The sequence below is a fragment of the Nocardiopsis sp. NPDC101807 genome (assembly GCF_044766605.1).
In the GTDB taxonomy this organism is placed as follows: domain Bacteria; phylum Actinomycetota; class Actinomycetes; order Streptosporangiales; family Streptosporangiaceae; genus Nocardiopsis; species Nocardiopsis tropica.
Genome location: NZ_JBIWMK010000001.1, coordinates 730614 through 744022 on the forward strand (window position 1 = coordinate 730614; position 13409 = coordinate 744022).

At 74.7% G+C, this 13409-nt stretch carries 13 protein-coding genes; 3 read left to right on the forward strand and 10 right to left on the reverse strand.

The features are described 5' to 3' along the window. Nucleotides 1-218 precede the first annotated feature (218 nt). The 10 genes from dinB to ACIRPH_RS03225 all read right to left on the reverse strand — a co-directional run bounded on the left by dinB (nucleotide 219) and on the right by ACIRPH_RS03225 (nucleotide 9203). Nucleotides 219-1505, reverse strand: coding sequence for a DNA polymerase IV (gene dinB / locus ACIRPH_RS03180; RefSeq protein WP_402908598.1), 1287 nt, complete (start codon nucleotides 1503-1505; stop codon nucleotides 219-221). Between the two features lie 154 nt (nucleotides 1506-1659). Further along, nucleotides 1660-2457, reverse strand: a complete 798-nt coding sequence (locus ACIRPH_RS03185; protein ID WP_402908600.1) for a methyltransferase domain-containing protein — start codon at nucleotides 2455-2457, stop codon at nucleotides 1660-1662. 50 nt (nucleotides 2458-2507) lie between these two features. Further along, nucleotides 2508-2921: a transcription antitermination factor NusB gene (gene nusB / locus ACIRPH_RS03190; RefSeq protein ID WP_267945832.1), complete on the reverse strand. Its 414-nt coding sequence runs from the start codon at nucleotides 2919-2921 to the stop codon at nucleotides 2508-2510. After that, complete coding sequence (gene efp, locus ACIRPH_RS03195) at nucleotides 2921-3484, reverse strand: elongation factor P (RefSeq protein ID WP_402908603.1); 564 nt, start codon at nucleotides 3482-3484, stop codon at nucleotides 2921-2923. The genes nusB and efp overlap by 1 nt, the downstream gene beginning before the upstream one ends. A 130-nt stretch (nucleotides 3485-3614) precedes the next feature. Next, nucleotides 3615-4715 carry a 3-dehydroquinate synthase gene (gene aroB, locus ACIRPH_RS03200; protein WP_402908605.1) on the reverse strand — a complete coding sequence of 367 codons (1101 nt, stop codon included), beginning with the start codon at nucleotides 4713-4715 and terminating at the stop codon, nucleotides 3615-3617. Continuing rightward, nucleotides 4712-5224: a shikimate kinase gene (locus ACIRPH_RS03205; protein WP_402909505.1), complete on the reverse strand. Its 513-nt coding sequence runs from the start codon at nucleotides 5222-5224 to the stop codon at nucleotides 4712-4714. Before ACIRPH_RS03205 ends, aroB begins: the two co-directional genes overlap by 4 nt. A gap of 364 nt (nucleotides 5225-5588) precedes the next feature. Continuing rightward, nucleotides 5589-6770 (reverse strand): chorismate synthase, encoded by a 1182-nt coding sequence (aroC, locus tag ACIRPH_RS03210; protein WP_402908607.1) that lies wholly within the window; start codon nucleotides 6768-6770, stop codon nucleotides 5589-5591. A 111-nt stretch (nucleotides 6771-6881) separates the two neighbouring features. Next, nucleotides 6882-7865, reverse strand: coding sequence for a prepilin peptidase (locus ACIRPH_RS03215; protein WP_402908609.1), 984 nt, complete (start codon nucleotides 7863-7865; stop codon nucleotides 6882-6884). A gap of 117 nt (nucleotides 7866-7982) precedes the next feature. Beyond that, nucleotides 7983-8684: an SseB family protein gene (locus tag ACIRPH_RS03220; protein WP_402908611.1), complete on the reverse strand. Its 702-nt coding sequence runs from the start codon at nucleotides 8682-8684 to the stop codon at nucleotides 7983-7985. Between the two features lie 42 nt (nucleotides 8685-8726). After that, a complete protein-coding gene (locus ACIRPH_RS03225) occupies nucleotides 8727-9203 on the reverse strand; it encodes a MarR family winged helix-turn-helix transcriptional regulator (RefSeq protein ID WP_402908613.1) in 477 nt (158 codons plus the stop codon). A 158-nt stretch (nucleotides 9204-9361) separates the two neighbouring features. Here ACIRPH_RS03225 and ACIRPH_RS03230 point away from each other — a divergent pair, with 158 nt between their 5' ends. The 3 genes from ACIRPH_RS03230 (at nucleotide 9362) to ACIRPH_RS03240 (ending at nucleotide 13327) form a co-directional block, all read left to right on the forward strand. Then, nucleotides 9362-9904 (forward strand): YceI family protein, encoded by a 543-nt coding sequence (locus ACIRPH_RS03230; protein WP_402908615.1) that lies wholly within the window; start codon nucleotides 9362-9364, stop codon nucleotides 9902-9904. Between the two features lie 201 nt (nucleotides 9905-10105). Continuing rightward, entirely contained in the window at nucleotides 10106-10465 is a 360-nt protein-coding gene (locus tag ACIRPH_RS03235; RefSeq protein ID WP_402908617.1) for a DUF2470 domain-containing protein, read from the forward strand. Between the two features lie 156 nt (nucleotides 10466-10621). Further along, nucleotides 10622-13327 carry a protein kinase gene (locus ACIRPH_RS03240; protein ID WP_402908619.1) on the forward strand — a complete coding sequence of 902 codons (2706 nt, stop codon included), beginning with the start codon at nucleotides 10622-10624 and terminating at the stop codon, nucleotides 13325-13327. The last annotated feature ends 82 nt before the right edge of the window (nucleotides 13328-13409 follow it).

Here is a 13409-nt window from a genome sequence, read left to right on the forward strand (position 1 = left end):
ATTGGGGTGACGGGTACTGATGAACAGTCTCTTGGTCAGTGGTATGCCCAGAATACGTTGCACTAGCGCCTGGTGGAAAGAAAAGCTGCGCGCGCACCTGGCCCACAACGGCCACGATACCCTCGCCCTGTATCGGAAACACCGGCTTCCATGCCTCTCTTCTACCCTGACTCCGGTCGTACCCTTGGAACGCTCCGAGGGCCCCGGAAGTTGCCGCATCATACGTCGTTTTCGTCACGCTTGGCCAACACGGCCGACTGTATCGCGCCTGGACCGAAACGAGCTGTTACCTGGTCCATAACCCGTTCAACGTCCCGCCAACCGGAGTCCTCCTCTCCCAACGCCAATTGACGATGGGCCCGGTCCGCAGGAGCGACCCCCTCGACGCGTACGCCGATCAGGCGCAACGGCGTGCGCCGCAGCCCGGAGGCCGCGTACAGCTCGCGGGCGACGGCGCTGATCTCGCGGGCCACGTCGGTGCTCTCGGCCAGGGTCCTGGAGCGGGTGATCGTGGAGAAATCCGCCCGGCGCAGCTTCACGCTCACCGTGCGCCCCACCTGGCCCGACGCCCTCAGCCGCCGCCCCACCTTCTCCGCGAGCCTCAACAGCTCCCTGTCCACCACGTCCGGGTCCGCGACGTCGTCGTCGAAGGTCTCCTCGGCGCCAACGCTCTTGTCGGCGGTCTCGGCGACCACGGTGCTGTCGTCCTCGCCGCGCGCCAGCGCCGCCAGACGGGTTCCGGCCTTGTTCCCCAGCTCCATGCGCAGCAGGTCCGGCTCGTACCGGGCCAGCTGGCCGACCGTGCGCAGGCCCAGCCTGGCCAGGGTCTGCTCGGTCCTGTCCCCCACCCCGGGCAGCGCGCCCACGGGCAGCGGGTCCAGGAACCCCCGCACGTGGGCGGTGGGCACCAGCAGCAGCCCGTCGGGTTTGCAGTGGGTGGAGCCGAGCTTGGCGGTGAAGCGGTTGGCGGCCACCCCGACGGAGCAGGTCAGCCGCTGCTCGGAGCGCACCCGCTCACGGATCATCGCGGCGATCCGCACCGGCCCGCCCAGACGGCGGCGGGCCCCGGACACGTCCAGGAACGCCTCGTCCAGGGAGAGCGGCTGCACCAGCGGTGTCACCGAGCGCAGGATGTCCATCACGGCCTCCGACGCCTGCCGGTAGGCGGCGCCGTCGGGCGGGAAGACGGCGGCGTCGGGGCACAGGCGCAGCGCCCGGGCCATCGGCATGGCCGAGTGCACGCCGCGCGCGCGGGCGAGGTAGTCGGCGGAGGAGACGACGCTGCGCGGACCCGTGCCTCCCACGATGACGGGCCGGTCGCGCGCCTCGGGGTGGCGCAGCTGCTCGACGCTCGCGAAGAAGGCGTCCATGTCCAGGTGCAGGATGTGGCAGTCGGCGTCGGGACCGGACCCGTCCGCGGGGAAGTCGGCGCCCAACGGCACGATGCCGTCGGGGGAGACCATGCCCCGGAGTGCGGCACCGCGTTCCAGCTGACGTCGGCTCATAGGACCAGGTTATGCCCTGCCGAAGCGTGTGCGCCCCCGGGTTCCCGGCTCCGGCGGCCCCGCACGGCCGGGGCCGCGGACCGGCGTACGGGGGCGGGTCCCCGTCCCCGCGAGCGGCGCCCGGGAGGGCGTCCGCGGGGCCCGGGGCGGGCCCTCAGGGGCGGTGGGCGATGGCGTGCAACTGCGTGGCGATCCCGGTCAGCTCGGGGTGCTCGGCGGCGGAGCGCTCCAGCTCCACCAAGTGCTGCCCGGCCTGGGCGTCGCCCTCCCAGGCGTGCCCGGGCACCAGGTCGGCGAAGACCCTGACGCCGCGGACGCTCCCGCCGGTCAGGCCGGCCCCGCCGACGAGTTCGAGGAGCTGCTGCCGGGTGAACCGGCGCGGCATCGGGTCGGCCTCGCCCCAGCGCCCGTCCGGGTCGCCGAGCAGGTGCCGTGCCTCGGCGATGTGTCCGGCCAGGGCGCGGTGCAGCGCCCCCGCCGCCGCGTTGGTGACCAGGAGGCTCACGGCGCCGCCCGTACGGGTGATGCCGACCACGTCGCGCAGCGCCGCGACGGGGTCCTCCACGTACTCCAGCACGTTGTGCACCAGCACGAGGTCGGCACTGCCGGGCGCGAACAGGGACGCCAGGTCGCGGGTCTCCCCCTGCACGCCGCGCACGGTGACGCCCTGCTCGGCCGCACGGCGCTCCAGGGCCGCCAGGGAGTCGGGGCTGGGTTCGACCACCGTCACGCGGTGGCCCAGCTCGGCGAGCGGGACCGCGGCTCCGCCGGTGCCCCCGCCCGCGTCGACGATCTCCAGGGGACCGTCGTCCGCGAGACCCTCCAACAGGCGTGAGAGGGCGTCCCACACGACCGCCGTCCGGGCCGCGCCGGCGGCCCGAGCCGGGCCGGTCGCCCAGCCCGCGCCGGAGCCGCTGCCGGTGGTCGCGCTCACGCCGGTCCTGTCAGTCACTTGCGTCCCCTCAAGCACGTTGCCCCGACCGTCCCGCCCGTTCGGCGGTGTCAGAGCGAGAGCGTCGCCTTGTTCTCCATCAAGCGTGACAGAAGTCCGCTGATGAAGTTGGGCGACTCGTCGGTGGAGAGCTCCTTGGCCACACCGACGGCCTCCGCGATCGCGACGCCGTCGGGGATGTCCTCGGCCCAGAGCAGCTCGTAGGCGCCCATCCGGAGGATGTTGCGGTCGACGACCGGCATGCGCTCCAGCGTCCAGCCGATGGCGTAGGCGCCCAAGAGCTCGTCGATGCGCTCGCGCCGCCCGTCGACCGAGCGGGCCAGGTTCTCCGTGAACTCGTTGATCGGAGGTTCGGGCTGGGCCCGACGGCGCCCGATGACGTCCTCCACCGAGGTGCCGCGCACCTCGGCCTCGTAGAGGACCTCGACCGCGCGCCGCCGCGCCTTGCGCCGTGCTCCGCTCATCAGTTGACTCGCCCGAGGTAGTCGCCCGTGCGGGTGTCGACCTTGACGGTCTCGCCCTCGGTGATGAACAGGGGCACCTGGATGGTGGCGCCGGTCTGGACGGTCGCGGGCTTGGTACCGCCGGTGGAGCGGTCGCCCTGGACGCCGGGGTCGGTCTGGGTGATCTTCAGCTCGACGGCGGCGGGCAGCTCGACGTAGAGCGGGTTGCCCTCGTTGGTGGCGACGGTGACCTTGGTGTTCTCCAGCAGGAAGTCGCTGTTGCCGCCGACGACCGTCGCGGAGACCGGGATCTGGTCGTAGGTCTGGGTGTCCATGAAGATGAAGGACTCGCCGTCGTGGTACAGGTACTCCATGTCGCGGCGGTCCACGCTGGCGAACTCGACCCGGGCGCCCGCGTTGAAGGTCTTGTCGACGATCTTGCCGGTGAGCACGTTCTTCAGCTTGGTGCGGACGAACGCGCCGCCCTTGCCCGGCTTGACGTGCTGGAACTCGAGGACGCTCCAGAGGACGCCGCCGTCGAGTCGCAGGGTCGTGCCGTTTTTGATGTCGTTCGTCGAGGCCACTTCGGTCGTCTCTCCAGGGGTGTGACACGTCGGGGACCGGGCGGGGCCCGGTCGGTGGTCGGTGGGGCGGTGCGCGGGCACCTCGGGGAGCTCCCCGAGTGCACCAGTGCGCACATCACCTGTGTGCAGTCTAGTGGCTGCGCGGGACCCGGGCGTCGCCGGTGACCGCGCGGTACGCCTCGTCGAGCAGTTCGGGGGCGGGGCCGCTGAGGATGGAGGGGGAGGCCGGGCCGTCGAGGACGACGAAGCGCAGGGTCGCCCCCCGGGCCTTCTTGTCCACGCTCATGGCGGCGCGCAGCTCGGGCCACGCCTCCTGCGCGTAGGAGGTGGGCAGGCCCACCGACGAGAGCAGGGAGCGGTGGCGCTCGACGAGGCCGGCGCCGATGCGCCCGTCCAGGCGGGCCAGCTCCGCGGCGAACACCATGCCGACGGCGACCGCGTAGCCGTGCCGGAAGGTGTAGTTCTCGGCCCGCTCGATCGCGTGACCGAGGGTGTGGCCGTAGTTGAGGATCTCGCGGCGGCCGCTCTCCCTGAGGTCCCCGGAGACGACGTCGGCCTTGACCCGGATGGCGCGCTCGATGAGTTCGCGCGTGTGGGCGCCCTCGGGGCTCGCGGCGCCCTCCGGGTCCTCCTCCACCAGGTCGCAGATGACGGGGTCGTCGATGAACCCCGCCTTGATGACCTCGGCGAGGCCGCCCACGTAGTCGGCCCTGGGCAGGCTCGGCAGGGTGGCGAGGTCGCACAGGACGCCGGCCGGGGGGTGGAAGGCGCCGACGAGGTTCTTGCCCTCGGGGGTGTTGATGCCCGTCTTGCCGCCGACGGCCGCGTCGACCATGCCGAGCAGGGTCGTGGGCACCAGCACGGAGCGCACGCCGCGCAGCCAGGTGGCGGCGACGAACCCGGCCAGGTCGGTGGCGGCGCCCCCTCCGACGCCCACCACCGCGTCGCTGCGGGTGAAGTTGAGCCGCCCCAGCCGGGACCACAGGTCGGCGGCGACGGCCGCGGTCTTGGCGGCCTCGCCGTCGGGGACCGGCAGGGAGTGGGCGCGGTATCCGGCGGCCTCCAGCGCGCCGACCACGGGGCGGGCGATCCCGTCCAGGCCCCCGGGGTGGATGACGGCGACCTGGGCGGCGTCGCCGACCAGCGAGGGGAGCTCGGAGAGGACGCCGCTGCCGACGACCACGTCGTAGCGGCCCGAGGGGTCGCCGACGCCGATGCGGGTCACGGTCACTGCTGGGCCCTTCCGGTGCTCTGCCCGGTCAGCGTGGGCAGGATGGAGTCGACGATCTCTTCGGGGTGGAACCCGGTCGTGGGGACGGTGACGGTGGCCAGCCCCTCGTAGACGGGCAGGCGCTCGTTGAGCAGCTTGCGCAGCTGCGTCCGGGGGTTGCCCGCGAGCAGGGGCCGGGCCGCGTCCATGCCCACGCGCTTGGCGGCCTCCCCGAACTCGACGTGGAGGTAGACCACGTGGTGGTCCGCCAGGTCGGTGCGGGTGTCCTGGTCGAGGACGGCGCCGCCGCCGACGGCGATCACGCCCTCCCAGGCCCGCAGGCCCTCGGCGACGACCTCGCGCTCCAGGGCGCGGAAGCGCTCCTCGCCGTCCTCGATGAAGATGTCGCCGACGGGTTTGCCCGCACGCCGCTCGATCTCGGTGTCGGTGCACAGCAGGTCCGCCCCGAGCCGTCGGGCCAGCGCCTCGCCGACGGTGGACTTGCCCGATCCGGGCGAACCGATGAGCACCGCGATCGCTCTTGCCACGCTCTGCCTGCCTAGGTGGGATCCGGGCCACCGCCCGCGTGCGCGGGTTGTCCGGTGGACCCTGCGAGTGCTGTCAGCGCACCCGGCCGCCGCGTGCCCGTGGGGCCGCCGGCGGGTGCGTCTGCCCTCCTGTCTAGCAGAAACCGGGCGTGCCGGGTGCGGGGGGCCGCGTCGCGGCGGTCCCGCCCGACGCGGGGTCGCGAGGGGCGCCGCCCGGGGAGGGCGGGCCCCGCGGGGCCCGCGGGAGCCGCCCCGGCCCCGTGGCGGCGGACGCCAGGGGCCGGGATCCGGGAACGTGCCGGGGCCCGCGTCCCGCCCCTCCCGGGGCGGGACGCGGGCCGTCGGATCAGCGGATGTCGAGCGACTCCATGTAGCCGCGGAGGTTGCGCGCGGTCTCGGCGACCGAGTCGCCGCCGAACTTCTCGACGGCGGCCTCGGCGAGCACCAGGGCGACCATCGCCTCGGCGACCACGCCGGCGGCCGGGACCGCGGTGACGTCGCTGCGCTGGTGGTCGGCCCGGGCGGGCTCGCCGGTCCCGATGTCGATGGTGTCCAGTGCCTTGGGGACGGTGGCGATCGGCTTCATCGCCGCGCGCACGCGCAGGGGGTCCCCGGTGGTCATGCCGCCCTCGACCCCGCCCGCGCGGTTGGTGCGGCGGCGCACGCCGTCCGGCCCGGGCTCGATCTCGTCGTGCGCGGCCGACCCGCGCCGGGCGGCGGTGCGGAACCCGTCGCCGACCTCGACGCCCTTGATCGCCTGGATGCCCATGAGGGCCCCGGCCAGCCGGGCGTCCAGGCGCCGGTCCCAGTGGACGTGGCTGCCCAGGCCGGGCGGCAGCCCGTAGGCCAGGACCTCCACCACGCCGCCGAGGGTGTCGCCGGCCTTCTTGGTGTCGTCGACCTCCGCCACCATGCGGGCGCTGGTCGCGGCGTCGAAGCAGCGCAGCGGGTCGGCGTCGACGGCGGCCAGGTCCTCGGGGCGCGGTTGCGGGGAGCCCTCGGGCACCTCGACCGGCCCCATGGACACCACGTGGCTGACGATCTCGACGCCGAGGGCCTGGCGGCAGAACTGCCGGGCCACCTCGCCGATCGCGACGCGGGCCGCCGTCTCACGGGCGCTGGCGCGCTCCAGGACGGGGCGCGACTCCACGTGCCCGTACTTCTGCATGCCGACCAGGTCGGCGTGCCCCGGGCGGGGGCGGGTGAGGGGCGCGTTGCGCGCCAGGCCCTCCAGCTCCTCGGCGGGGACCGGGTCGGGCGACATCACCTTCTCCCACTTGGGCCACTCGGTGTTCCCGACCTCGATCGCGACGGGACCCCCCTGGGTGCGGCCGTGGCGAATGCCTCCGATGACGGAGACCTGGTCCTTCTCGAACTTCATCCGGGCGCCACGGCCGTACCCGGCGCGGCGGCGGAGCAGCGCGGCGGCGATGTCGTCAGAGGTGACGGACACACCGGCCGGGAGGCCCTCCAGAATCGCGACGAGTGCGGGTCCGTGGGACTCCCCCGCGGTCAGCCAACGCAACATGTGCACGATCCTCCCACGGATCGCGGGCCGGGTGGCATCCGGGGCGGTGCGGGGGCCCGGCCGCCCGGGAGGGCGTCCGCCCCGCTCGGGGCGCACGCGGGCCGGGACGGCCTACGGCAGCAGGGGCTGTCCGGCGAGGACGGTCGCCAGGGTGGCGGCGAGCATGAACGGGCCGAGCGGGTAGGGGTCCCGGCGGGTGAGTCGGCGCAGCGCCATGAGCGCGAGCCCCACGAGGGAGAACGCGGCGAAGGCCCAGAAGACCGCGACGAGCGCCCCGAGCGGGCCCGCCGCCCACCCCGCGTACAGGCCGGTGAGGCCGGAGAGCTTGACGTCGCCGAACCCGATCCCGCCGCGGTGGACCCTCCACAGCAGCCAGTAGACCACCGTGACGAAGACCATACTGAGGAGCGCCTCGGCGGCCCGCCCCGGGTCGGGTCCGCTGGGCGGGAGGAGGACGGAGGCGCCCAGGAGCGCGGCGGCGACCGGGTAGGCGGGGGCGACGACGGCGTCGGGCAGGCGCATCACCCGCAGGTCGATGACGGACAGCGGGACGCCCACCGAGACCAGCCACAGGACGGCGAGCAGGCCGAAGGGCGACAGGTGGTGGCCGAGGGCGCCCACGGCTCCCACGAGCCCGAAGAGGACGGCGGTGGCGGCGATCACCGCCGGGTCGGAGCGGATGACCCGTTCGCAGTGGGGGCAGGCCCCGCGTCTTCGGAAGGCCCGGGCCTCCACGGCGGGGAGCCCGGGGAGGAACCGGATCTCGGCCAGGCAGTGGGGGCACCGCGGCGGCGGCGGTCCCTCGTCCTCCTCCTCGACGGTCCCGGGGCCGCGGCGGGGTCCGTCCCCGGTGGCCCCGGGCACCGCCTCGGCGTCGTCGCTGTCCGTGTCGTCGCGGTCCGTCCCGGGCGGGCCCTCCGCGCGCACCGGGGCGGCTCCGGCCCCGCCTCTCGGCCGGGGCGGGCGGGCGGGCCCGAACAGCGGGACGACCCGGCCGTTGAGCCGGCCGGCCGCCAGGCCGAGCAGGACGAGGGGGACGGCGACGAGGACCGTCCACAGGTACGGGGAGGACGCGAGCACCGCGGGGGTGGGCATGGTGGGAAGTTACCCTTCCGCCGTCCGCCGCGACACAACCCGGTCCCCCCTGTGGACAACCCGCCCGCGGCGGGGGTGCGCGGGGGCGGGCGCCACCGGCCTCCGCGGTCGGTGCGCCTAGTCGCGCCTGGCCCGCACGACGGCGCTGAGCTCGATGCCCCCGGGCAGCACGTGCCCGAGCTCGGAGGCGAGCCTCTCGGCCACGCGGCGCAGCGCCTCGTCGTCGCGCTCCTCGAGTTCGAGGCGGATGCCGATCTCGCCGCGCTCGGAGGGGTGGATGCGCACGCGCTCGATGCCGAACTCGCCGTGGGTCACCCGGTAGATGAGGGCGAGGACCTGCGGGTCGTCCTTGGGTTCGGGAACCGTGCCGGTCTCGGCGAGCAGGGTGAGGAAACGGCCCTGGACGGTGTGGGTCACCGGGCCGGAGACGTCGACGACCAGGGCGTCGGCGCCCTCCTCCACGGCGGCCTGGCAGGCGTCCTTGGTGGTGAAGGGCACGGGGCGCGCGTCCGGCCGCCAGCGCCGCACCGCGTCGACCGAGGTGAAGGCGAGCACCCCGCGGCGCCCGTCCCTTCCCGTCATGATGGGGACGGCGACCTCGCTGCTCTTGTCCTTGGTCAGTCCGCCGACCCCCTCCCCGGTCTCGGTGGCCACGGCCACGACCGGGATGAGCAGGCGGGACCGGCTGAGGGCGGCGAGGACCTGGCGGTCGCCGATCTCGCCCGCCGCGTGCCGGCGCAGGCAGGACTCGACCTCCGGGTCGGCTCCGCCGTCGTCGTCACGGAAGTTCTGGGCGCCGATGATCGATGGTCTGCTCACGGGCTCCGACTCTACCCGGGGCCCGGGCGGTCCGTGCTCCGGTCACACGGAGTCCTGTCCTCGGGAAACGGCTTCGTCACCTTCGAGCGCGTCGACGACGGCAGCGAGCTGCCGCACCTGTTCCCCGGAGAGCTTGTCGAAGACCAGGGAGCGGACCCGCGCGGCGTGTCCGGGCGCGGCCCGGCCGAGGACCGCCGCCCCCTCGTCCTCCAGCACCGCCCAGAGCCCGCGCCGGTCGTCGTCGCAGTGCTCGCGGCGCACGTAGCCGTCGCGTTCGAGCCGCGCGACCTGGTGGGAGAGCCTGCTCTTGGACACGATGACGCTGTCGGCGAGCACCCGCATCCGCATACGGCGGCCGGGGGCCTCGGAGAGGTGGACGAGGATGCCGTACTCCACGAGCGAGAGCCCGGTGCGGTCCCGCAGGTCCTTCTCCAGCTCGTCGTAGATCCAGGCGTTCATCCTGAGGAACCCGCGCCAGACGCGCTGTTCGCCTCCGTCGAGCCACGCAGCGTTCTCCATGCGCCAAGCCTAGGCCGTGGCCGGCGGACGCCCCTTGCACGGTCCCGGCGGAGACCCTAGAATCCTTCCCAGGAAGAATCTTCTAAGGTACTTTGTTCCTCAGTAGAGAACACCGGACCCGGCCCGCGGGTCCGCCGAACCCGACAGGGAGACACACCATGGCAGCTCAGGAACTGAAGCCCGGCACCTGGACGATCGACCCGACCCACTCCGTCATCGGCTTCTCGGTGCGCCACATGATGGTCAGCAAGGTGCGCGGCCGTTTCGAGAAGTTCGAGGCGACGCTGACGGTCCCCGAGGACCCCGCCCTGTCCTCCGTCGAGGCCACCATCGACGCCGGCTCCATCAACACCGACAACGGCGACCGCGACAACCACATCCGGTCCGCCGACTTCTTCGACGTCGACCAGAACCCCCAGTTCACCTTCCGCTCCACCGGCATCGAGGCCAAGGGCGAGGACTTCGTCCTCAAGGGCGAGCTGAGCATCAAGGGCAGGACCAACCCGGTCGAGCTGGCCCTGGAGTTCAACGGCTCCACCCTGGACCCGTACGGCCTGGACCGCGCCGGCTTCGCCGCCAGCACGCAGATCAGCCGCAAGGAGTTCGGCGTGGACATCGAGATGCCCATGGACGGCGGCGGCGTGGTCGTCGGCGACAAGATCACCATCGAGATCGACGCCGAGTTCACCCGCCAGGCCTGAGACCCGCGGGCCCCGGCGCGGCGGAGGGCGCCCCGGGGCCCCGGGGCGCCGGACGGGCCCCGGTGGGACACGGACGCAGCCCGGCGAAGGTGACGACACATTGTCATCATCCTGGGGATCTCGGATATCGTCGGGGGGGGAGGGCCCACGGCCCTCCCCCGCTCCGTCCTGCCGTGACACCGCCCACCTCCAGGAGGCACGTTGTCCTCGCCCAACCCCTTCTCCCCCGACGTCGTCGCCGCGGTCACCGCGCACATGAACGGCGACCACCCGGAGGACACCCTCCTCATCTGCCGGGCCCACGGGGGAGCGCCCGGCGCCACCGCCGCCAGGATGACCGGTCTGGACGGTGACGGAGGCGACTACGCGGTGACGGAGGACGGCGCCGAGCGGACCGTCCGCGTCCCCTGGGGACGGCCGCTGACCGAGCGCCCCCAGATCCGCGCCGAGGTCGTGCGCCTGTACCAGGAGGCCTGCTCCGCACTCGGCCTCACCCCGCGGGAACAGCACCCGGGCGGCGCCGGGGCGGCGGGAACCGGGCGGAACTCCACGGAGGCGTGAGGAGTCAAACGGGGTAGGAGGGAGACAGCGGGCCCGCTCGCGGAGGGTTTCGCGGCACCGGCGACGGTGCCGCACGGGACCTACTCTGGAAGGGTCCGTCGATCCCCCCGGACACCGACGACACCACCGCCTATCCGAAGGATGGCCCCGACCTCCATGGTCACGCCCGACCCCGGTGACGAGAACGCGCCGACCCAACGGATCGACCCCGCCGCGACCACCGCACGGAACGGCCCGGACCGCGCGGGAGCCACTCGCTGGGTCACGCGTGTCCTCCGCCCCGGCTCCGACGACCGCGACGGCGGGCCGGCCCCCACCCGCGTCGCCCCTCCCCCGCCGGACCGCACCGGCGTCCTGCCCGGCGGCGGTCCGCCCGCCGGACCGACCGCGCCCGCCGGGGCCGGCGGACGGCGCCCGGCGCGGACCATCCCCGGGGACGGCCGCGACGACGGCCGCGCCCCGTGGTGGAGGACGCTGTTCGGCCCGCTCCTGGACTGGATGGCCCGCCTGGTCTCCCGCGTGGTGGTCGGCCCGGCCGGCGACCTCGACTACGCCGTGCCCGCCGAGCTGCGGCGCCGGTACCAGGTGCTCGACCACGTCGGCGCGGGCGGTGAGGCCGTCGTCTACCTGGCCGAGCCCACCGACTCCCCCGGGCGCCGCCTCGCCCTCAAGGTGTACCGGCCCGGCCACGACATCAACCGCGAACTCCTGGACCGGCTCCGGGCCCGCGGCACCGCCTCGCCGCACACCCCGGCCATCCACGGGTACGGCACCGCTGCCAGCTCCTGGGGGGAGGACCTGGCCTGGGAGGCCCAGGAGTACTTCTCCCTGGGGACGCTGCGCGCGGTCATCGACCAGGCGCCCCTGGACGACGACCGGGCGCGCGCCGTGCTCTCCGCCGTGGCCGAGTGCCTGCACCACTGGCAGGACGAGCTCCAGCACAACCACACCGACGTCAAGCCCGAGAACCTGCTGGTGCGCTCCCTGGACCCGCCGGTCGTGGCCCTGACCGACTTCGGCGGGGCCGTGCGGGCCACCATGAGCCGCGTCTACGGCGGACTCGCCATCACCGAGGACTACGCAGCCCCCGAGGTCGTCGAGGGCCGCAGGGAGGGCCCCGCCTCCTGGTGGTCCCTGGGCGTGATGGTGCACGAGCTCGTGACCGGGCGCCGCCCCGAGCGCGGCGGCAACTGGCTGACCGCCCGCAACACCGAGGTGGACATCTCCGCGATCACCGACGAGCGCTGGCGGCTGCTCGTCCGCGGCCTGCTCGCACCGGCGCCGTCCGCCCGGTGGGGCTACGACGAGGTCGCCCAGTGGCTGGCCGGCGAGCGCCCGCAGATTCGCACCGCCCGCCGCCTGCGGCCCGTCAACTTCGCCGGGGCCAGCCACGAGGACCCGCCGAGCCTGGCCTTCGACCTGCTGGACCGGTCCGAGACCGGGGCCATGTGGCTGCGCAGCCACTGGCCGGAACTGCGCACCTGGCTCGACCGCGAGGTCAACGACTACACCTTCGACCGCGCCTACCTGACCGGGCTGGACGCCCGGCCCGAGCTCGCCCACGTGGCGATCAGCGCCCTGGCCGCCCGGTACGTGCCCGGCATGCCGCCGCGCTTCCGGGGCCACGAGATCAGCGCGGACGGCCTCCTGGCGCTGGCCACCGGCGACGCGAGCCGCCACTCGGTGGTGCGCGAGGCCGTGGAGTCGGGCGCGGTGGGCCTGGGATCCCAGCACTGGTGCCCGCACCCGTCCTGCCGGTCGGGCGGTTCGGGCCGGTGCGCCCTGCTGGAGCGCGTCCAGCACGAGGTGCCGCTGCTCATGCGGCGGGTCACCGAGAACGTGGACCGCCTGGTCGGCTCCGGACCCGACGCCCCGCGCCGCCCCGACGCCCACGAGACGGACACCGCGTGGGCGCGGGCCGTCGAACTGGTGCTCGTCCCCGACACCGCCTCGCGCCACCGCTCGCTGCTGCGCCGCCAGTCCTGGCACCCCAAACAGCGCAGCGACGCCCCGCACGCCCCGTGGTGGGCGGAGCTGCGCCGCCAGGCGCTGCGCGACGGCGCGGGCGGCGACGCCGTCGCCGCCAGGGGCGCCGTGCTCACGGCGCTCCTGCTGCTGCCCGAGGCCGTCCGGGTCGGCGGAGCCGTCGCCGCCCGCGAGCGGGCCGACGGCAGGGCGCGCCGCCAGGACCGGTGGGCGGCGCTGGCCGGATCGGCCCGGGCCCGCTGGACCGAGGCCCGCGGGAAGGTGGCGACGGCCCGGCAGCGCCGGGCGGAGGCCGCGACCGCGCCGACCAGGCCGGACGACCAGGCGGTCCCCGGCCCCTACGACCCGTCGGGCGCCCGGGAGCCGGCACGCACCCGCCGCGACCAGGAGAGGGCCACCCGCCGGGTCGAGCGGACCATGAGCCAGATCCAGCGGGCGATGTCCGCGGGCCGGTGCCGCCGCTTCGCCTACCCCGCCGCGCTCCTGGGCCTGGTCGACGGCCTGGGCCGCGTGATGCGCCCCGAGGACGGCTTCTACCCCGAGAGCGAGTTCGTGACCGGTGCGTACACGGGGCTGCTGGAGGCGGGCGGCGGCGGCCTCCTCGGGTGGCTGTCCGAGGTGACCGGGTCGGTGACCGGCCTGCTGCCCGGCGGTGCGGGTGACGCGTGGTGGTTCCCCGTGCTGCTGGCGGTCGTGCTGGTGGCGCTGGGCCGGTCCGCCGCCAGCAAGAAGCCCAGTGCGCGGGCCCGCCGCCGTCTGGCGGCGTTCCGCCTGGCCGTGGCGGGGTCCCTGTTCATGCTGGTGGTCCTGCTGTCCACGGGGCTGGTCGCCCTGGGCTCGGGCGTGCTGATCCCGCTCGACGGCCTGCTCGGCTGACACCCCGGCGGTGGGGGGGGGGCCCCCCCCCCCCCCCCCCCCCGGGGCCCCCCCCCCCCCCCCCCCCCCCCCCCCCCCCCCG

Bases quoted from the DNA above. Each gene is read 5' to 3' on its own strand.
- dinB (WP_402908598.1), bottom strand. From the start codon at position 1,505: ATGAGCCGACGTCAGCTGGAACGCGGTGCCGCACTCCGGGGCATGGTC.
- nusB (WP_267945832.1), bottom strand. From the start codon at position 2,921: ATGAGCGGAGCACGGCGCAAGGCGCGGCGGCGCGCGGTCGAGGTCCTC.
- aroC (WP_402908607.1), bottom strand. From the start codon at position 6,770: ATGTTGCGTTGGCTGACCGCGGGGGAGTCCCACGGACCCGCACTCGTC.
- ACIRPH_RS03215 (WP_402908609.1), bottom strand. From the start codon at position 7,865: ATGCCCACCCCCGCGGTGCTCGCGTCCTCCCCGTACCTGTGGACGGTC.
- ACIRPH_RS03225 (WP_402908613.1), bottom strand. From the start codon at position 9,203: ATGGAGAACGCTGCGTGGCTCGACGGAGGCGAACAGCGCGTCTGGCGC.
- ACIRPH_RS03230 (WP_402908615.1), top strand. From the start codon at position 9,362: ATGGCAGCTCAGGAACTGAAGCCCGGCACCTGGACGATCGACCCGACC.
- ACIRPH_RS03240 (WP_402908619.1), top strand. From the start codon at position 10,622: ATGGTCACGCCCGACCCCGGTGACGAGAACGCGCCGACCCAACGGATC.